This window comes from Paraburkholderia domus, from assembly GCF_905220705.1.
GTDB classification, from domain to species: Bacteria; Pseudomonadota; Gammaproteobacteria; order Burkholderiales; family Burkholderiaceae; genus Paraburkholderia; species Paraburkholderia domus.
Genome location: NZ_CAJNAT010000009.1, coordinates 1 through 18,866, shown reverse-complemented (window position 1 = coordinate 18,866; position 18,866 = coordinate 1). Strand labels below are relative to the sequence as shown.

General features: G+C 61.7%; 17 protein-coding genes. 12 read left to right on the top strand and 5 right to left on the bottom strand.

Annotated elements, in window-relative coordinates:
* Positions 1–49: 49 nt before the first annotated feature.
* Positions 50–328, bottom strand: coding sequence for an HU family DNA-binding protein (locus KHO31_RS17555; protein ID WP_006049832.1), 279 nt, complete (start codon positions 326–328; stop codon positions 50–52).
* A gap of 689 nt (positions 329–1,017) precedes the next feature.
* On the opposite strand from KHO31_RS17555, the gene KHO31_RS17550 reads away from it, so the two are divergent.
* From KHO31_RS17550 to KHO31_RS17540, 3 genes are all read left to right on the top strand, one after another.
* Positions 1,018–2,985 (top strand): putative bifunctional diguanylate cyclase/phosphodiesterase, encoded by a 1,968-nt coding sequence (locus KHO31_RS17550; protein WP_201079690.1) that lies wholly within the window; start codon positions 1,018–1,020, stop codon positions 2,983–2,985.
* A 226-nt stretch (positions 2,986–3,211) separates the two neighbouring features.
* Positions 3,212–4,174, top strand: a complete 963-nt coding sequence (locus tag KHO31_RS17545) for a LysR substrate-binding domain-containing protein (protein ID WP_201079688.1) — start codon at positions 3,212–3,214, stop codon at positions 4,172–4,174.
* A 109-nt stretch (positions 4,175–4,283) separates the two neighbouring features.
* Positions 4,284–5,534 (top strand): MFS transporter, encoded by a 1,251-nt coding sequence (locus tag KHO31_RS17540; RefSeq protein WP_201079686.1) that lies wholly within the window; start codon positions 4,284–4,286, stop codon positions 5,532–5,534.
* Between the two features lies 1 nt (position 5,535).
* Here KHO31_RS17540 and KHO31_RS17535 read toward each other — a convergent pair whose 3' ends face one another.
* Positions 5,536–6,141: a peroxidase-related enzyme gene (locus KHO31_RS17535; protein ID WP_201079684.1), complete on the bottom strand. Its 606-nt coding sequence runs from the start codon at positions 6,139–6,141 to the stop codon at positions 5,536–5,538.
* A gap of 351 nt (positions 6,142–6,492) precedes the next feature.
* Between KHO31_RS17535 and KHO31_RS17530 the strand changes: the two genes are divergently transcribed.
* The 3 genes from KHO31_RS17530 (at position 6,493) to KHO31_RS17520 (ending at position 9,366) form a co-directional block, all read left to right on the top strand.
* Positions 6,493–7,512 carry a VTT domain-containing protein gene (locus KHO31_RS17530; protein WP_201079682.1) on the top strand — a complete coding sequence of 340 codons (1,020 nt, stop codon included), beginning with the start codon at positions 6,493–6,495 and terminating at the stop codon, positions 7,510–7,512.
* 127 nt (positions 7,513–7,639) lie between these two features.
* Entirely contained in the window at positions 7,640–8,173 is a 534-nt protein-coding gene (locus KHO31_RS17525) for a MarR family winged helix-turn-helix transcriptional regulator (protein WP_201079680.1), read from the top strand.
* Entirely contained in the window at positions 8,170–9,366 is a 1,197-nt protein-coding gene (locus KHO31_RS17520) for an MFS transporter (protein ID WP_201086171.1), read from the top strand. Before KHO31_RS17525 ends, KHO31_RS17520 begins: the two co-directional genes overlap by 4 nt.
* Positions 9,367–9,397: 31 nt before the next feature.
* Here the strand turns inward: KHO31_RS17520 and speB are convergent, their stop codons facing one another.
* The 3 genes from speB to KHO31_RS17505 all read right to left on the bottom strand — a co-directional run bounded on the left by speB (position 9,398) and on the right by KHO31_RS17505 (position 12,632).
* The gene (gene speB / locus KHO31_RS17515; protein ID WP_169484453.1) at positions 9,398–10,360 is read right to left on the bottom strand and encodes an agmatinase; all 963 of its coding nucleotides are present in this window, start codon (positions 10,358–10,360) and stop codon (positions 9,398–9,400) included.
* Between the two features lie 137 nt (positions 10,361–10,497).
* Positions 10,498–11,991: an aldehyde dehydrogenase gene (locus KHO31_RS17510; protein ID WP_201079676.1), complete on the bottom strand. Its 1,494-nt coding sequence runs from the start codon at positions 11,989–11,991 to the stop codon at positions 10,498–10,500.
* 89 nt (positions 11,992–12,080) lie between these two features.
* The gene (locus KHO31_RS17505) at positions 12,081–12,632 is read right to left on the bottom strand and encodes a cupin domain-containing protein (RefSeq protein ID WP_201079674.1); all 552 of its coding nucleotides are present in this window, start codon (positions 12,630–12,632) and stop codon (positions 12,081–12,083) included.
* A gap of 430 nt (positions 12,633–13,062) precedes the next feature.
* On the opposite strand from KHO31_RS17505, the gene KHO31_RS39325 reads away from it, so the two are divergent.
* The 6 genes from KHO31_RS39325 to KHO31_RS17480 all read left to right on the top strand — a co-directional run.
* A complete protein-coding gene (locus tag KHO31_RS39325; protein WP_407945944.1) occupies positions 13,063–13,284 on the top strand; it encodes a hypothetical protein in 222 nt (73 codons plus the stop codon).
* Between the two features lie 304 nt (positions 13,285–13,588).
* Complete coding sequence (locus KHO31_RS17500) at positions 13,589–14,383, top strand: gamma-glutamyl-gamma-aminobutyrate hydrolase family protein (RefSeq protein WP_201079672.1); 795 nt, start codon at positions 13,589–13,591, stop codon at positions 14,381–14,383.
* Between the two features lie 32 nt (positions 14,384–14,415).
* Positions 14,416–15,750 (top strand): glutamine synthetase family protein, encoded by a 1,335-nt coding sequence (locus KHO31_RS17495; RefSeq protein ID WP_074287078.1) that lies wholly within the window; start codon positions 14,416–14,418, stop codon positions 15,748–15,750.
* A gap of 63 nt (positions 15,751–15,813) precedes the next feature.
* A complete protein-coding gene (locus KHO31_RS17490) occupies positions 15,814–17,250 on the top strand; it encodes an aspartate aminotransferase family protein (RefSeq protein WP_201087229.1) in 1,437 nt (478 codons plus the stop codon).
* Positions 17,251–17,323: 73 nt separating this feature from the next.
* Positions 17,324–18,445, top strand: coding sequence for a polyamine ABC transporter substrate-binding protein (locus KHO31_RS17485; protein WP_201084453.1), 1,122 nt, complete (start codon positions 17,324–17,326; stop codon positions 18,443–18,445).
* 208 nt (positions 18,446–18,653) lie between these two features.
* On the top strand, positions 18,654–18,866 hold a 213-nt coding region (locus tag KHO31_RS17480), incomplete at its 3' end, for an ATP-binding cassette domain-containing protein (RefSeq protein WP_211623793.1).

The window sequence follows — 18,866 nt, the reverse complement described above, 5'->3', positions numbered from 1 at the left end:
CGCGCACTACGGCAACGCGCGTGGATGCTCCGGCGCAAGGCGCGTTGCATTACGACGCGTTGACGGCTTCCTTGAATGCCTTGCCGGCGGTGAACTTCACCGTCTTGGCTGCGGCGATCTGGATCTCGGCACCGGTCGACGGATTGCGGCCCACGCGTGCTGCGCGCGCGCCGGTCGAGAAAGAACCGAAACCGACCAGTTGCACCGTATCACCACCCACCACGGCTTTGGTCACCGCTTCGACGATAGCGTCGATGGTTTGGCCGGTGGCCGCTTTGCTTTCGCCCGTCGCTGCGGCGACTGCATCAATCAGTTCCTGTTTGTTCATAGCACTTCCCGTATGGTAATCATGGAACCGGCGCCACATCTGTTGCGCCGGGACCGACACACTAACGCATAGGCGCATATTCGCGCAAACCTTGGATGTAAGCCTTGTATCGCCCGCCCAGCGGCAATTTGACGTTTTTTTGTCCCAAAGTCCTATAAGAATCGCGTGCTTACGCATTTCTGCCGCTTTACGGCTCTCCGCGGCGTATCACAATCCGTTGCAATTTCAGTGCTTTAGTGACGGCAAACCGGCTGCAGCCACGTTTTTTTACTATGTTATGGAGGATCGCAAAGATTCGATATTTAGCACTGGGCCACGCTCAACAATAAAAACTCCCGGAACAATAAAACAATAAAAATTCTCCATATTGCAACATGCCCGATGCTCGCCGCATGGTCTTGCGCCACCACGGCGGCCCGCTCTAACACGAAAATTCACGCAGGACTCGCTAGCAGAAACTGCCTGCGCCATGGGCGAACAGGGAAGTCATACAACGCCCCTACGTCGAGGACCGGCAGATCTCGTGCACGCTGACGCGGCACAAATGACTTATCGCCGCCGCGCTTTCAGGGCGTATTTACCGGCCATTCAGCGCGCGCGCTTTATTTCCACTGAAACGCCCTCAAGGTCTCGCCGGCGAGGCCGATATACAAAGCTGCGTGTGCGGCGCAAACGTTACAGGGACGGGAATGGTTCGGTTAGGCAGATTGAGGGAAGCGCTATCGGTCGCGGAAGGCGACCCGGAACTCGTGCGCTCGCAACTCCAGGCATTCGGCCGCCAGATACCGCTGCTTTATTTCATCCTGATCGTGAACACGATGGCCGTGGCCGTCACGCATCTGGGATCGGCGCCGGCATGGTTGTCCATCTATGTCCCTGGGGCCCTCTGCACGCTGTGCGTCATCCGTTGCGTGCGCTGGTGGCGCGTCCGGCGCCGGGTTCTGACGCACGACAAGGCCGTGCCCGAACTGCGCAAGCTGATCTGGCTCTCAGGCATCTTCGCCGTCGCCTTCAGCAGCTGGTCACTGTTACTGTTTCCTTACGGCACCGCCTATGAGCAGGCACAAGTCGCGTTTTACATGGCGACGACGCTGGTCGGCTGCGTGTTCTGCCTCATGCATCTGCGGGCGGCCGCCCTGCTTCTGCTCTCGATCGTTATCCTAAGCTTTGCGACCTTCCTGGTTTCCACGCGCTCTCCCGTCTTCATCGCGATGGCCATCGACATGACGCTGGTCGGGGTTGCACTCGCCTTCATCATCGAACTCTATTACCGGACGTTTGCCGGCGTAGTACACGCGCAGCGCGAATTGCAGGTGAGCCAGCAGAAAACGCAACGACTCAGCGACGACAACTTCCGGCTCGCGAGCATCGACAGCCTGACCGACCTGCCGAACCGGCGCAGCTTCTTCGCCTCGCTGCGCGCGCTATCGGAACAGACGCTCGGCACCGGCGGCGGCTTCAATGTCGGGCTGATCGATCTCGACGGCTTCAAGCAGGTCAACGATATCTACGGACATGCATGCGGCGACCTCGTGCTGCGGGAAGTCGGCGTGCGACTGCTGGCGCTCGCCGAGCCGGGCATTTTCTTCGCGCGCCTCGGCGGCGACGAATTCGGCGTGCTGGCCCAGCACAAACTGGAAAACGAGACGCTCGTCGAGTTGGGAACCCGCATCTGCGAAGCGCTCAGCCAGCCCTACCGGGTAGCCGGCAATGTCGCCGAGCTAACAGGAACGATCGGCTGGGCCGCATTTCCCGATGCGGGCACGACAGTCCAGCAGGTTTTCGAACGCGCCGACGCCGCCTTGTATGTCGGCAAGGAAGGCCGGCGCGGCACGCCGGTGATCTTCTCGACCGAACATGAGACGCGCATCCGGCGCTCGAGTCTCGTCGCTCAGGAACTCCGCCATGCGGACCTGGAGTCCGAACTGTTCCTCGAGTTTCAACCAATTTACGACGTGCTCACGCAACGCACCATCGGCATGGAAGCGCTCGGGCGATGGCACAACGAGCGGCTAGGCGCAGTCAAGCCGGAGGAATTCATCCGGATTGCCGAGCGTACCGAATTGATTCTGCGCGTCACTGAAGTGCTGCTGCGCAAAGCGCTCGAGGAAGTATCGCGCTGGCCGTCCGATCTCTACCTGTCGTTCAATCTCTCCGCGATCGATATTTCGACTTCGCCGCGTGCTCGTCGTCTGGTCGATATCGTTTTGGGCAGCGGTGTGCCCGCGCATCACGTGAACTTCGAGATCACGGAAACTGCGGTCACGCGCGATTTCGAACAGGCCCACTGCTCGCTTACCATGCTCAAGCAAGCCGGCTGCCGCGTCTCACTCGACGATTTCGGCACCGGCTATTCGAGCCTGAGCTACGTGCATCGCCTGCCCTTCGATACGATCAAGATCGACCGCAGCTTCATGACCGATGTGGATTCCAATAGTGCGTCGAAGAAGATCGTCAAGTCGGTGCTCGATCTGTGCAGAAATCTCGGACTCGAATGCATCGTGGAAGGACTCGAAACGGCATCGCAAGCCGACGTCGTCAAGGCGCTGGGCGCTCGCGCGATGCAGGGCTATCTGTTCGGGCGACCGATGCGGGCGAGCGCCGTCTCGACCTATTTGCAGACGACGCTCGGGCAGGGTGAGGCCGTCGAGACGTAGATGCTGTCCTCCCCTGCCTCGTGCGAATCAGCACGACGCAGTGCCGTATTCCAGCTTCGGATACCAGTCGCTGCCGCAGCCGCCTGAGCGCGTGAACAACCCCGGGCCTACGCGCCGACATCGATCGAAACCCCATTGCAAGGTATCCTCTCCCGAAACAGCATGCGCGCGCCGGCGCGCTATTGCACCGTCACGGCGCCCGCCGCGCCGTCCTTGGGGATGCACCATGCCGCTTCGCCTGCCACCCCTGCCAGCGCTTCGCTTCTTCGAGGCGGCCGGCAGGCATCAGAGTTTCAAGCTCGCCGCCGCGGAACTGAACGTCACGCCGAGCGCCATTAGTCACGGCATCGTCGGCCTGGAGCAGTCGCTCGGCGTCGAACTGTTCGTGCGCGAACCGCGCGGCATTTCGCTCACGGCGGCAGGCGCCGATTATCTGTCGTACGTATCCGAAGCGTTTTCGCTGATCGCGATCGGCACGCAGCGCCTGCCGAACCACCGCGCGAATCGCCCAATCGCGCTCAGTTGCGCGCCCACGTTAGCGTCGCGCTGGCTGCTGCCGCGCCTCGCCGGTTTTCGCTCGCGCTGGCCGGATGCAAACGTCACCGTCGATACGTCGCACCGTCAGGTCGGCTTTCCCGTCGACGGTTTCGATTTCGCCATTCGCCTGAGCCGCGCCCCCGTCGCGGGGACCGCCTGGACGCGTCTGTTCGGCGAACGCCTCGTGCCGGTGTGCAGCCCGGCTTACCTGGACCATCTGCGCGACGAGCACGGCAAAGTGGATCTGCGCCACGCGACGCTCATTCACGTGAACTCGGCGAGCGAGGACTGGCAAGCATGGTTGGACGGGGTCGCCATAGACGGGACCGCCATCGAAGGTATCGAATTGAACGATGGACTGCGCGTCGACACGATTCAGCTTGCTTTCGAAGCCGCGAGCATGGGCCTTGGCGTCGCGCTCGGCAGACGGCCACTGGTGGATCGCGATCTCACGAGCGGCGCCCTCGTCGAAGCCAGTCCACAAACGATCGCCTCCTCCACGGCTTATTGGCTGGTGTCCGCACAAAATGCGGATAGCGCGGAGCAACGCCCGGAACTGTTCGACTTCAAGCGGTGGCTGCTCAGCGAGGCTGAGCAGTTCGACCATCCATCTGATGCGGCCGGCACGGGATTACGCCGCGCCAGCCACTGAACCACGCATCCAAGCTGAACAGGTGAGTCTCGCTCACCTGTCGTCAAAATCTTTTCCTTTGCCGCTTCTGACGCTCACTGCGACCATCGTGTCGAAGGAGATCAGAACCATGTCCACGACAATTCGCAAACGCTTCGCAGTCCCGTTGAGTCAAACGACCCTCGTGATCATCGCTGGCGCGCTGATTCTGAGCGCCGCCATGGGTATCAGGCAGACCTTCGGCCTCTTCATCGGTCCGTTCTCATTCGACCGCGGCCTGCCCGTTACGCTGATCGCTTTCGCCATCGCGCTGCACAACCTGGTGTGGGGTTTCGCTCAACCGTTCGCGGGCGCCGCCGCCGACCGCTACGGCTCGGCGCCCGTAGTCGCGTTCGGCGCGACGACATTCGCCGCGGGTCTAGGCGTCGCAGCAGTCGCGCCGTCGGGGCCGATGCTGATCGTCGGCATGGGTCTGCTGGTCGGCATCGGCGTCAGTTGCACGACGTTCGGCGTGGTGTTGCCGGCGGTCGGCCGCATCGCTTCCACGGAAAAACGCAGCATGGCAATGGGCCTTGTTAGCGCAGGCGGGTCGGCAGGACAGGTGCTGATGATCCCGCTCGTGCAGAGCATTCGGCTCAACTCGGGCATCGCCACCTCGCTCTTCGTGCTCGCTTTCCTGATGTTGCTGATTGCGCCGCTCGGCATCGTGCTCGACCGGCGCGCGAATGTCGGCACGCAGGTCCATGAGCCGCCCGTTGCACCGCTTCGCACGGTATTTGCTCAGGCGGTCCGGCATCGCGGATATCGGCTCCTGACGCTCGGCTTCTTCACCTGCGGATTTCAACTTGCGTTCATCGCCACCCATTTGCCCGAATATCTGACGCTCTGTCATATGCCTGTCGGGTTGGGCGCAACGGCGCTCGCCCTGATCGGCCTGTTCAACATGGCGGGCAGTTGGGCATGCGGCTGGCTCGGCGGCCGGTTCCGGCAGCACCATGTGCTCGGCTGGCTCTACCTCATTCGCAGTGTGACGATCGGCACCTTCTTCCTGCTGCCGAAGACCTCCGCTTCGGTCGTCATCTTCGCGGCCGTGATGGGGCTGACCTGGCTCGGGACCGTGCCGCTGACGAGCGGACTCGTGGCGAAAGTGTTCGGCACGCGGCACCTCGGCAGCCTCTTTGGGGTCTGCTTTCTAAGCCACCAGATCGGCTCGTTTCTGGGCGCATGGCTAGGCGGTCTGGTGTTCGATCTGACCGGGTCGTATTCGCTGCTGTGGGAGGCAACGGTCGCCGCCGGACTCATCGCCGCGATGCTGCACTTCCCGATCGACGACAAGGCCGTCAGTACGCCCGCCGTTCACCCCGAGCCGGCGAGCGCGTGAACTATTTTCGCGGCGGGTCCGCCGGGGCTTTCGGCACGCGCCCCATCAGATAGAACTCGTCGTTCGGGCGCATTGAAATAACGTTGGCCATCCGGTTCGACAAACCGAAAAATGCCGTGATGGCCGCGATATCCCACACGTCTTCATCCGAAAAGCCGTGCTCACGCAGCGTCTGAAAGTCGGCATCGCCGACGCTGCCGGATTCGCGGCAGACTTTCAGCGCGAAGTCGAGCATCACCTTCTGGCGCGCCGGGATATCCGCCTTGCGATGATTGACGGCCACCTGATCCGCAAGCAACGGCGCCTTTTCGTAAATACGCAGAATCGCCCCGTGCGCGATCACGCAATACAGGCACTGATTCACCGCACTCGTGGCGACGACGATCATCTCGCGCTCGCCTTTGGTCAAGCCGCCCTCTTTCAGCATCAACGCGTCGTGATAAGCAAAGAAAGCGCGAAATTCATCCGGCCGGTGCGCCAGCGTCAGGAATACGTTCGGGACAAAACCGGCTTTCTCCTGCACTTCGAGGATGCGGGCGCGGATGTCGTCCGGCCACTTACCCGGCTCAGGCACGGGGTAGCGGCTGATCGGCTGAAGAGTTGCCATGGGGTGTCTCCGTTGTATCTGTATGTGTAAAACGATTGTAGCAACCGTGGTGCGGAACACAGCCCGCGCCATGCGGATACACGTCACTCGCCCATCGCCGCACCTCCAATCGCCCTATATCCTTGAACTTTTTCAGGCATTCGGCCCGCCCCGCAGCGCCCTTTGGCCAACCTGTGCTTAAATTCGCACTCGTGCCGCTACGTTCGTACCGGTCGGCTGAATGCGCCGGGCGGCGGGCCGCTGTTCGGCGGGAATCGAACCTGCACGACGCGTGCGCAACGCAGGCCGTCCGCGTGCGGACCGGGCGCGGGCTGTTTCAATCCCTTTCGTTGGCTCAAGAGGAGCGTGGCTGTGTGGCATTTTCCGGTTGCTATTCCACCCTCGCTGGGTGTGTGGGCCGTGTTCATGAGCGTGCTCATCACGCAACTGGGCATGCCGATTCCAGCGGCGCCGATGCTGATCCTCGGCGGAACGATGGCCGCCATGGGACAAACCTCTTACGCCAGCGTCGTGGGCGCCGCCGTCGGCGCGACGCTGATTGCGGATGCGCTGTGGTTCTTCACCGGGCGGACATACGGCCGGCGCTTGCTGAATCATCTGGTGCGCATCTCGCTCTCGCTCGACACCACCGTGCGCGTCGCGCGCAATACGTATGAAAGGTACGGCGCGCCGATTCTTACCATCGCGAAGTTCCTGCCTGGTCTCGGTCTGATCTCAGCGCCGCTGCTCGGCACGACGCCAATCAATATCGGTGTGTTTCTGCTGTGGGATTTCGTCGGCGCCACGCTGTGGGCCAGCGTGTGGGTGATCGGCGGCGCGGCGCTACACGATCAGATCGTGCAGCTTGTCCTGCTGGTGCGCCATCACGGCGGCACGATCTTCGACGCGTTCGCCGCAATCTTTATTGCCGTGCTCCTCTATCGCTGGGTGCGCCGCTGGCAGTTTCGCCGCTGGCTCGCGCATGTGCGCATCTCGCCTGACCAGCTCGACGAACTGATGAAGTCCAACGAACCGCCGCTGATCCTCGACGCGCGGCCGCACAGCGTACGCGCGAAGGAATCGCACCGGATCGCGGGCGCACAGTTGCTGGATCTCGATTCACCCGAACCATTGCATCCCGAGTTACTGAAGCGGCCGATCGTCGTCTATTGCGTATGTCCCAACGAAGCGACGGCCAAGCGGATCGTGAACCAGCTGCATCGAAAGAATATCCATCACGTCCGCGCACTCAAGGGCGGCCTCGATGCGTGGGAAAAACGCGGTTATCCGGTCGAGCCGCTGCCACCCGACTTTGCTACGGCAATGGCCCATATGGCGGAAGACGAGGGCGACGAGGGCGAATACACCGTGCGGGCACGCTTGGCGAAATAACAATGGGAGCGGCGGGAGGTTGAACCCACGCCTCGAGCACAACGGGGCTACACAAAAAACCGCTTGCGCATTACCCTCAATGTGTGCAACATGCATATATGCACGTTGCACACATTGAGGCATCCCTATGACGCAGCGCACAGAAAACCTGCTTGGCGTGCTCGCCCTACTGGTCACGGACGAGATGAACGCGCAGCCTGCCGTAGCCGCGCTTGCAGGCCCCACCGCCCGCGCCATGCTCAACGCTGTCGGCCAGTATCCCGATTCATCCATTGAAGTATTGCGCGAGGCGGTCGATCTTTCGCATCCGGCCGCGGTCCGCGCTGTCGCGGGTCTCGTGGACGCTGGGCTCGTCGAAAAGAAATCCGGCGCTGACAAGCGTGCCGTCGCGCTCGCCTTGACCGCTTCCGGCAAGCGTGAAGCCAAACGTCTGCAAACGGCACGCGACCGGATGCTCCAGCGCATCGTCGGGCAGTTGGACGAGCGCGAGCGCGAGGTGCTTGAAAGCCTGCTGATCAAGATCCTGTGGAACGAGACCCGCGATCCGGCCCACGCCATGCAACTGTGCCGCCTGTGCGACGACGGTCCGTGCCTGAAAGCCGGCTGCCCGGTCGAATGCCGCGAACAGGGCCTGCCAATGCCCGCGCGGCGCAACCCATGAATGCCGCCGCGCCGGTGCGTTGGGCGGCAATCGCCGCGCTGACCTCGGTCTCGGCGCTGTCGCAGATTGGCCAGTTCGGCATCGGCTTCATGGTGTTGCCCGTCTGGCTGGCGCATCAGGGCATCGACGCACCGCGCGCAGGCCTCTTCTCCGCTTCGCAATGGACCGGCATGCTGGCCGGGTTGTTAATCGCGCCGTGGCTGGTGGAACGCATCGGTGCGAAGCGCACGGTATCGCTCGGTCTCGCCGCCACGATCGTTGCGTTCGCGACGATGAACGCGCTGTGGTGGCCCTTGTGGCTCGTGCCCGGCCTGCTGACCGGGCTGGGCATCGGGTTGCGCTGGATCGCCAACGAAACGTGGCTCTACCGGCTTGTGCCGGCTGAGTCGAGTGGACGTGTAGTGGGCGTTCACGAGGCGCTGATCGCCAGCGCGGGCGTAATCGGCCCGGCATTGGCGGTGTGGTGCGCAGTCGACGCGCGCATCACGTTCGCGGCCGGCGCGGCCTTCACCTTTGCAGCGGCCGTTCCGTTATGGCTGACCACGGCGGATGACGGGCGCCGTGTCGTTGAAGCAGCCCCGCCTGCGCGAAGACGCAGGATCGGGAAATGCGCCCCAATCGGCCCATTGGTGAGCCTCGGCATGGTGGTCGTCGCGGCAGGCGGGATCGGCGATGGCGCGCTCTACGGCCTCTTCCCGCTCTTTGCCGACGCCCACGGCCTCAACACCACGCAGACGGCCACGTTACTCACGCTATTCGGTGTCGGCGGCATGGCGCTGCAATTTCCGGTCGGCTGGTTTGCCGATCGCGCGGGCCTGGCTGCCACGGTGATCGTCTGCGCCGCCCTCAGCACGCTGGCGATCTGCGGTTTCTCGCTCGCCGCGCTCGCCTCATGGCTGGCTGACGCCAGCGCAGTGCTGCTCGGGGGCATGAACAGCGCGTACATTACGCTCGGCATGGTCGCAGCGGCCTGCAGCGATAAAGCCGCGCTCACGCGCAACATGCGGCTGGTGTCGCTCACCTTCACCGCGAGTTCGATCGTGGGGCCGCTCATCGCCGGCTTTGCCATGAAAGCACGCGGCAGCGACATGCTGATGTGGCAGCTGGCGATCATGAGCGGCGCGCTCGTTGCCTACACGCTCGGCTTGCGCGAAGGCCGGCGTCAACCCGATCGATCGTCGTCGATGGGCTGAGCCGGTCGTTCCTCAGGCCGCGTGACTGTGACTAGCGTTCAGCGACCTTCCGCTGCCGCCAAAGACACAACAGATCGCAGGCGATATGCGCGGCGGCAATCGCCGTGATCTCGCTCTGGTCATAAGCGGGCGCCACTTCCACCACATCCGCACCCACCAGATTCAGCGCACCGAGCCCACGCACGATGGCCAGCCCCTGTGCCGACGACAAGCCGCCGGCCACGGGCGTACCCGTGCCTGGCGCGAACGCCGGATCGAGACAGTCGATATCGAAGGTCAGATACGCGGGCCGCTCGCCGACAATCGATGTGATCCGCTCCACTGCCGCTCGCGCGCCATGTTCGTGGACCCACGCGGCATCGAGGATATTGATCCCTAGAAAATCGTCATTCCACGTGCGAATGCCGACCTGCACCGAGGTCTTCGGATCGATCAATCCGTCCTTCACCGCCTTGTAGAACATCGAGCCGTGATTCAGGCTGTCCGGGCTGTCATCGGCCCAGGTATCGCAGTGGGCGTCGAAATGGATCAGCGAAAGCGGCTTGCCGTACTTCTCCGCATGCGCAATCAGCAGCGGATACGTAATGTAGTGATCGCCGCCGAGCGTCAGCATCTTCGCATCCGAACGCAGGATCGTGCGCGCATGATCGACGATCGACTCCTTGATCGTCATGGGATTGTGCGCGTCGAACCAGCAGTCGCCGTAGTCCGTCACGGCGAGATCGTCGAACGGATTGAAGCCCCACGGGTACGGATGCAGCTCCGACAATTGCACGCTCGCCGCGCGCACCGCCGCCGGGCCGAGACGCGCGCCCGAACGGAAGGTCGTAGCCAGATCGAGTGGCACGCCGGAGACCACGACGTCGACGCCGTCGAGTTCGCGGGTGTACTTGCGACGCATGAACGACAACACACCCGCATAGGTGTTTTCGATCGATGAGCCATAAAGCGACGATCGACGGATCGCGCCGTCGCCGTAAACGAGTTCAGTCATAGATGACCTGATACCTGATAAACATGCCGGCGCTGCACGCGAAGCTTCCAGGTGATGCGTGCAACATGCCGGCCTCGGATTCATTGGGAACGCGGCGGCTGCGTTCCTGCAGGCCGCCGCGCTGGCTTGCGAATCCTTTAGCGCAGCCGCACCAGCGTGGACTTCAGCTCGGTGTACTTCTCCAACGCGTGCAACGACTTGTCACGGCCATTGCCCGATTGCTTGTAACCGCCAAACGGGAAGTTCATGTCCCCGCCTTCGTCGTAGCAATTGACCCATACCGTACCGGCACGCAGCTTGCGCGACACTTCATGCGCGGTGGTGAGGTTCGAGGTCCAGACGGCAGCGGCAAGACCATATTCGCTGTCGTTAGCGATCCTGATCGCTTCTTCAACCGTGTCGAACGTGATCACCGACAACACCGGTCCAAAGATTTCCTCACGTGCAACCTTTGCGCCGGCAGCCGGGATCTCGAAGATGGTCGGTTCGATATAGAAGCCGCCGGTGTCCTGCTTCACACGCGACCCACCCAGCAACAGCTTCGCTTCGGCGCGGCCCGCTTCGATATAACCGAGCACGCGTTCGAGTTGCACGTTATCGACGATCGCGCCCATCGAGGTTTGCGGATCGAGCGGATTGCCCGGCGTATAGCTGCGCGCGGCGGCGATCAGCCTGTCGAGGAACACCTCCTTGATGTCGCGATGCACGAGCAGGCGCGAACCCGCCGTGCACATTTCGCCCATGTTGTAGAAGATCGCGCCGGCCGCCGCGTTCGCCGCGCGGTCGAGGTCGGGACAATCGGGCATCACGATGTTCGGCGACTTGCCGCCGAGCTCGAGCCAGACGCGCTTCAGGTTCGACTGGCCGGCGTACTGCATGATCAGCTTGCCGACGTTGGTCGAGCCGGTGAAGGCGAGACAGTCCACGTCCTGATGCAGCGCCAGCAGCTTGCCCGGCTCGCCCGCGCCCGGCACCACGTTGAATACGCCGGCGGGAATGCCCGCGTCCAGCGCGAGTTGAGCGAGGCGAATCGCGGTAAGCGGCGACTTCTCCGACGGCTTGAGTACAACACTGTTACCCGCGGCGAGCGCCGGGCCGAACTTCCATGACGCCATCAGGATCGGGAAATTCCACGGCACGACTGCCGCAACGACACCGATCGCTTCACGCGTAACGAGGCCTACCAGATGATGATCGGCCGGTGCGACTTCGCCGCCGACCTTGTCGATGGCTTCAGCGAACCATTCGACGCAATAGGCCGCACCCGGCACATCCACCGTGGTGGTGTCGGCGATCGGCTTGCCTGCGTCCAGCGTTTCGAGCAACGCAAGTTCGTCCATGTGCTCACGGATCGACGCTGCCCAACGCAACAGGATCGCCTTACGCTGACGCGGATTGAGGCCGGACCACACGCCGGCGTCGAACGCGCGGCGTGCGGCTGCCACAGCGGCGTCGACATCCGCTGCGCCGCTGTCAGCGACCTTGGCAAGCAACTTGCCGTCGATCGGGCTCAGACAGTCGAACGTGCGGCCGCCTGCGGCGTCACGATACTCGCCGTCGATAAACGCACGGCCTTCGATCGAAAGCGTAGCGGCTTTGTCTTGCCAGAATGCGAGAGATTTCTTGTCCATCAGGATGCCTCAATGTTATGCGCTCGACGCACGCCGGCATCGACTTCTGGCGGCTTGGGATTGCGTCGCGGCGCGTTGGCGCGGAGTCTTTAGAACGTAGGCGGCGAATTTGCCGACACGACCTCGCAGAGATGCTCCGCGCTGGGATTGCGAAAACGATGCGGTAGACGGCTTTCGAAGTAGTAGCTGTCACCGGGGTCGAGCAGCCACGTGACGCCGTCCACCGTCAGTTCGAGCTGACCGCTGACCACCACCCCCCCCTCATGCCCGTCATGCACCAGCATCTCCGGCCCCGTATCCGACAGAGGCTGATAGACCTCGCGCAGAATGCCCATGTTGCGGTCTTTGATACTGGAGCCCGCGAGGTAGTATTCGATCGACTCATTGCCGAGATTTGGCATGTCGGCACGGCGCGACACGACGGAGCGTTCCACCTCGACTTCAAATGTGAAGAATTCAGCCAGACTCATCGGTATGCATTCGAGCAGTTTCTTCAGCGAGCCCACTGACGGACTCACGCGGTTCTGTTCGATCAACGAGATCGTGCCGTTAGTCACCCCCGCCCGTTTCGCCAGTTCACGCTGAGACAGGCCATTTTTCTTACGAATGTATTGCAGGCGGGTCGCTACTTCTATAGACATCGCTTGGTTCTCTGACATTGGGGGCGTTCGGGATGCGTGAGCTCGGGCAATGTGCGCCCGCGAGTGTTGAATATTCTAATCACTTTAATCTTCGCGCCGCTGGGGAAAACCCCTGAAAGCATTCCGAAATATGACTTGCGCAACGAATGTTCCCACGGACAGGGATTCTAGCGACACCCCCGGGAAAGCCCTGATAAATCTTTTATAAAAATGATTTGACGGCTTTATTGGCTCGTATACGATGGTTCTCAGGCGATCGTCATGCCGACGTCACGAAACACAAATGCAGCACGAAAGTGGGTTTTTTGATGCAGCGAACCCAGTTCGCATCGGTCAGAGGCGATCATCCCAGCGTAATGTTTCTTTAAACGCCCTGTGCGTTTTTCGAGCAAGCGTTCAATACTTTCAACGTCGCTAGTCGAGTGTAATCGTGAGAGTCCGAGGCCCTTTGGTGAGATGGAATCGAAGTCAGGCGAGTTGTCCTCGCGCTGACGGCGCCATCGCCGACGGCAGCAACGGCAGCCTTACGTTCCGCCGCTTTCTGTCCGTCTTCACGATCCTGTCCCGCCGTTCAGTTCGACGCCACAACTCTATCTCCGCGCGCGCCTTCATTGCCGTGCGCACGGACGAAGTCGCCTCGCTGCTGCCGTAGCGCCTCCCCCCTTTTTGCCGTTCGATTCGTTCGTTTGCGTGAGCGCGCTCTTTCGAGCCATGCGTTTGTGCATGTGCGGTGCCGTCTGCCGCCTGCGCGTTTCATGCGGATCAAATCAGTTGCACACCGCAGCGGATTGAATCGAACGGCCTATCTGACTATCACGCGCGGCGCGTTCAGTTGACGACGACCGCCTGCACTGCCCCGGTGGTCTGGCGCCTTGCGCCCGGCTGCGGAATCGTGCCGCGCTGTGTTTAACGTTGTTCGTGCCGCATCCCGCGGGGAACACACACGTCTATTCGTTATGCGAAACAAACCCCTGGTCGGCATCAGCGCCGACAGAACGATGATGGGAGTCCACCCATCGCACGTCACCGGCGAGAAGTACATCGCCGCGATCGTGGACGGCTCGCAGGCGCTGGCCATGTTGCTGCCGGCGCTCGGCGAGCGTCAGTCCACCGCGGACCTGCTCGACGCTGTCGACGGCTTACTGTTTACCGGCAGCTACTCGAATGTCGAGCCGCACCGCTACGGTGGCCATCCCAGCGCGCCGGGCACGCTGCACGACGCCGCACGCGATGCGACGACGCTGCCGCTTCTGAACGCGGCGATCGCCGCGGGCGTGCCGGTGCTGGCGGTATGCCGGGGCTTCCAGGAAATGAACGTGGTGTTCGGCGGGACGTTGCATCAAAGCGTTCACGCGGTGGCCGGCTTGAACGACCATCGCGAGAACAAGGAAGACGACCTCGACGTGCAATACGCACCGTCGCATTCGATCACGCTGACGCAGGGCGGCTTGTTGCAGCGCCTCGCGGGCGGCACGAATGAAGCGCGTGTGAATTCATTGCACGGTCAGGGCGTCGAGCGGTTGGGCGTGGGTCTGGTGGCAGAAGCCACCGCGCCGGACGGATTGATCGAAGCGGTGAGCGTGAAAGATGCGCGTGCCTTCGCGCTGGGTGTGCAGTGGCACCCGGAATGGAAGCATGCCAACGACGCGCTTTCCACCGCGATCTTTCGCGCCTTCGGCGAAGCCTGCCGCGATCGAATGCGCACCAAGGCCGGCTATGGCGCGGCATCCGCCGCTGCCACGCATGCCTGAGCCGGTCGCGCACCAAAACTGAGAGAATAACCATGCATGAAATCGACGATTTTCTGAAAAAGAACCGCGTCACCGAAATCGAAGCGATCATTCCGGATATGGCCGGGATCGCACGCGGCAAGATCATTCCGCGCAGCAAGTTCGAATCCGGCGAGTCCATGCGCTTGCCGCAGGCGGTGATGATCCAGACCGTCACAGGCGACTATCCGGAAGACGGCACGCTCACCGGCGTCACCGACCCGGACATGGTGTGCGTTCCTGACGCCAGCACCATCCGCATGATTCCATGGGCCGTCGATCCGACCGCCCAGGTGATCCACGACTGCGTTCACTTCGACGGCACGCCCGTCGCGATCTCGCCGCGCCGTGTGCTGCGCCGCGTGCTCGAACTCTACAAGGCCAAAGGCTGGAAGCCGGTCATCGCGCCCGAGCTCGAGTTCTATCTGGTCGACATGAACAAGGACCCCGATCTGCCGCTGCAACCGCCGATCGGCCGTACGGGCCGTCCGGAAACGGGCCGTCAGGCGTATTCGATCGAAGCCGTGAACGAATTCGATCCGCTGTTCGAAGACATCTATGAATACTGCGAGGTGCAGGAACTGGAAGTCGACACGCTGATTCACGAAGTCGGCGCCGCGCAGATGGAAATCAACTTCATGCACGGCGATCCGCTGAAGCTCGCCGACAGCGTGTTCCTGTTCAAGCGCACGGTGCGTGAAGCCGCGCTGCGCCACAAGATGTACGCGACCTTCATGGCCAAGCCGATGGAAGGCGAACCGGGCTCGGCGATGCACATGCACCAGAGCCTTGTTGACGAAGAAACCGGCCAGAACCTGTTCACCGGTCCGGACGGCAAGCCTACGTCGATGTTCACCGGCTATATCGCGGGTCTGCAGAAATACACGCCGGCGCTGATGCCGATTTTCGCACCGTACATCAACTCGTATCGCCGCCTGTCGCGCTTCATGGCTGCGCCGATCAACGTGGCGTGGGGTTACGACAACCGCACGGTGGGCTTCCGGATTCCGCATTCGGGCCCGGCTGCACGCCGCATCGAGAACCGCATTCCGGGTGTGGACTGCAATCCGTATCTGGCGATCGCAGCGACGCTGGCCGCGGGCTATCTGGGCATGACGCAAAAGCTGGAACCGACCGAGCCGCTGCTCAGCGACGGTTACGAACTGCCCTACCAGTTGCCGCGCAATCTGGAAGAGGGGCTGACGCTGATGGGCGCATGCGAACCGATGGCCGAGATTCTCGGCGAGAAATTCGTCAAGGCCTACCTCGCACTGAAAGAAACCGAATACGAAGCGTTTTTCCGCGTGATCAGCTCGTGGGAACGCCGGCATTTGCTGCTGCACGTTTAAGGCAGGGTCTCAAACCCTCGTCCCAAAGACGTCATCCGCAAACGTAGAAAAACTGGAGGCAGTATGAGCTACAGAACAGAAGAAGTCGCTTACGTGCAACCGGCAGTACAACCCGCCGCGAACGTGCAAGCCACGCAACGCAGCACCGCCGAATACCGCGCCCTCGACGCCGCGCACCACATCCATCCATTTTCGGATATGGGCTCGCTCAACCGCAGCGGCAGCCGCGTGATCGTCAAGGCACAGGGCGTGTACCTGTGGGATTCGGAAGGCAATAAGATCATCGACGGTATGGCCGGTTTGTGGTGCGTGAACGTCGGCTATGGCCGCAAGGAACTGGCCGACGCAGCGTACCGGCAGATGCAGGAACTGCCCTTTTACAACACCTTCTTCAAGACGACCCACCCGCCGGTGATCGAACTGTCGGCCATGCTCGCTGAGCTCGCGCCGGAGCCGTTCAACCACTTCTTCTATTGCAACAGCGGCTCGGAAGGCAACGACACCGTGCTGCGCATCGTCCATCAGTACTGGGCGACGCAAAAGAAGCACTCGAAGAAGGTCGTGATCTCGCGCAAGAACGGCTATCACGGTTCGACGATCGCAGGCGGCACGCTGGGCGGCATGGGCTACATGCACGAACAGATGCCCTCGAAGGTCGAGAACATCGTTCACATCGACCAGCCGTATTTCTTCGGCGAAGCAGAAGGCAATCTGACGCCGGAAGAATTCGCACTGGCCCGCGCGCAGCAACTCGAAGCGAAGATTCTCGAAATCGGCGCGGACAACGTGGCCGCGTTTATCGGTGAGCCTTTCCAGGGTGCCGGCGGCGTGATCTTCCCGGCTTCGACGTACTGGCCGGAAATCCAGCGCATCTGCCGCAAGTACGACATCCTGCTGGTCGCCGACGAAGTGATCGGCGGCTTCGGCCGGACCGGCGAATGGTTCGCGCATCAGCACTTCGGTTTCGAGCCGGATCTGATCACGCTGGCCAAGGGCCTGACGAGCGGCTATGTGCCGATGGGCGCGGTCGGCCTGCATGATCGCGTGGCCAAAGCGATTATCGAGCACGGTGACTTCAATCACGGCCTTACCTACTCCGGCCACCCGGTGGCCGCGGCGGTGGCGCTTGCCAATCTGAAGCTGCTGCGCGACGAGAAGATCGTCGAGCGCGTCAAAACCGACACGGGTCCCTACTTCCAGAAGAAGTTGCGTGACACCTTTGCCAATCACCCGATCATCGGTGAAATCTCCGGCGCGGGTCTGGTCGCCGGTCTGCAACTCGCAGAAGACCCGAAAGCGCGCAAGCGTTTCGCCAATGGCGGAGACGTCGGCACGATCTGCCGCGACTTCTGCTTCAACGGCAACCTGATCATGCGCGCCACCGGCGACCGGATGCTGCTCTCGCCGCCGCTCGTGATCAACAAGCTGGAAATCGATGAGATCGTTGCGAAGGCCAAATACGCCATCGACGCGACTGCACAACAACTCGGAATTTCGTAACGGCAGTTCGTTCCGGCATGAGCACACCCACGATACGCGCTCATGCCGGTTCTTCACATCAAGGGAAAAAACCATGAGCGTTTGTCATCTTCGTCATGCGGTCGCGGGGGCCGCGCTTCTCGCCTTCACGGGTTTTGCGGCGTTGTCGGTTACGCCGGCCCTTGCGGCCGACTCGGAACTGAATGTCTACAACTGGTCGGACTACATCGCGAAGGACACGATTCCTAACTTCGAGAAGCAGAGCAGCATCCACGTCAAGTACGACAACTACGATAGCGACGATACGTTGCAGGCCAAACTGCTCGCGGGCAGCTCTGGCTACGATATCGTGGTGCCGACGTCGAATTACATGGCCAAGCAGATTCAGGCCGGCGTGTACATGAAGCTCGACAAATCGAAGCTGCCGAACCTGACGAACCTCGACCCTGTGCTGATGAAGATGATCGCCGACGCGGATCCGGGCAACCAGTACGGTGTACCTTGGGCCTACGGTACCGACGGTATCGGCTACAACGTGCAGGCCGTGCAGAAGGCTCTCGGCGCCAATGCACCGGTGGATAGCTGGGCGCTCGTGTTCGACCCGGCCAATTTATCGAAGTTGAAGGGCTGCGGCGTGTCGTTCCTCGACCAGGCGGTCGACGTGTTCGCCGCGACGCTGCAATACATGCATAAGGACCCGAACAGCACGAACCCCGCGGACTATCAGGCCGCATTCGAAGTGCTGAAGAAAGTCCGCCCGTATATCACCCAATTCAATTCGTCCGGCTACATCAACGACCTCGCCAACAACGACGTCTGCGTCGCGGTGGCCTGGTCGGGTGACGTCGGTATCGCCAGCCGCCGTACCGCTGAAGCCAAGCGTTCGTATCAGGTGAAATTCTCGAACGTCAAGGAAGGCGGTTTGCTGTGGTTCGACGTGATGGTGATCCCGAAAGACGCGCCGCATCCTGAAGCCGCGTTGAAGTGGATCAACTACATCGAAGATCCGAAGGTCAACGCCGCGATCACCAACGAAGTGTTCTACCCGACCGCGAACAAGGCCGCGCGCCAGTTCGTCACGCCGGGCGTCGCACAGGATACGACCGTTTATCCGGGCGACGAAGTATTGAGCAAGATGACGCTGATGAAGCCTATGCCGACCGATATTCTGCGCCTGGAAAACCGTCTTTGGGCACAGCTTAAAACCGGTCATTAATTAACCCCGATATAAAGAATCGATCCCGCGCTCAGGGATCGCTCGAACCCTGAGCGCATGAATGGCAGTAACGGTAGTCAGCCTGCGCGCATTAAAAGTCCCACCCGCGCGCAGTCCCATGTTTTCCGATCGCAGCGCATTTGCGAGCCGCTTTCCGCGCCTCGTATGGAGACACTTGCGCCCGCGATCCGCAAGGAATGGTTACATCATGAACTCGACGACCTTAAAAAGCGCGGCCGGCGCCGCCCAGATGGCCCGCCCCGCACCGACGACAAAATCGAAACCGGACGAATTCGTCCGCATCGAAAATGTCGTGAAAAAATTCGGCGACAGTGTCGCTGTCGATAACGTCAACCTGAGCATTGCGAAGAACGAACTGTTCGCGCTGCTCGGCAGCTCCGGCTGCGGCAAGTCCACGCTC

Excerpts from the sequence above, each read along its gene's own strand:
- KHO31_RS17555 (WP_006049832.1), bottom strand. The coding sequence starts at position 328 with ATGAACAAACAGGAACTGATTGATGCAGTCGCCGCAGCGACGGGCGAA.
- KHO31_RS17540 (WP_201079686.1), top strand. The coding sequence starts at position 4,284 with ATGTCCACGACAATTCGCAAACGCTTCGCAGTCCCGTTGAGTCAAACG.
- speB (WP_169484453.1), bottom strand. The coding sequence starts at position 10,360 with ATGACTGAACTCGTTTACGGCGACGGCGCGATCCGTCGATCGTCGCTT.
- KHO31_RS17490 (WP_201087229.1), top strand. The coding sequence starts at position 15,814 with ATGAGCTACAGAACAGAAGAAGTCGCTTACGTGCAACCGGCAGTACAA.
- KHO31_RS17535 (WP_201079684.1), bottom strand. The coding sequence starts at position 6,141 with ATGGCAACTCTTCAGCCGATCAGCCGCTACCCCGTGCCTGAGCCGGGT.
- KHO31_RS17495 (WP_074287078.1), top strand. The coding sequence starts at position 14,416 with ATGCATGAAATCGACGATTTTCTGAAAAAGAACCGCGTCACCGAAATC.
- KHO31_RS17505 (WP_201079674.1), bottom strand. The coding sequence starts at position 12,632 with ATGTCTATAGAAGTAGCGACCCGCCTGCAATACATTCGTAAGAAAAAT.
- KHO31_RS17510 (WP_201079676.1), bottom strand. The coding sequence starts at position 11,991 with ATGGACAAGAAATCTCTCGCATTCTGGCAAGACAAAGCCGCTACGCTT.
- KHO31_RS17520 (WP_201086171.1), top strand. The coding sequence starts at position 8,170 with ATGAATGCCGCCGCGCCGGTGCGTTGGGCGGCAATCGCCGCGCTGACC.
- KHO31_RS17545 (WP_201079688.1), top strand. The coding sequence starts at position 3,212 with ATGCCGCTTCGCCTGCCACCCCTGCCAGCGCTTCGCTTCTTCGAGGCG.
- KHO31_RS17485 (WP_201084453.1), top strand. The coding sequence starts at position 17,324 with ATGAGCGTTTGTCATCTTCGTCATGCGGTCGCGGGGGCCGCGCTTCTC.
- KHO31_RS17525 (WP_201079680.1), top strand. The coding sequence starts at position 7,640 with ATGACGCAGCGCACAGAAAACCTGCTTGGCGTGCTCGCCCTACTGGTC.
- KHO31_RS17500 (WP_201079672.1), top strand. The coding sequence starts at position 13,589 with ATGCGAAACAAACCCCTGGTCGGCATCAGCGCCGACAGAACGATGATG.
- KHO31_RS17550 (WP_201079690.1), top strand. The coding sequence starts at position 1,018 with ATGGTTCGGTTAGGCAGATTGAGGGAAGCGCTATCGGTCGCGGAAGGC.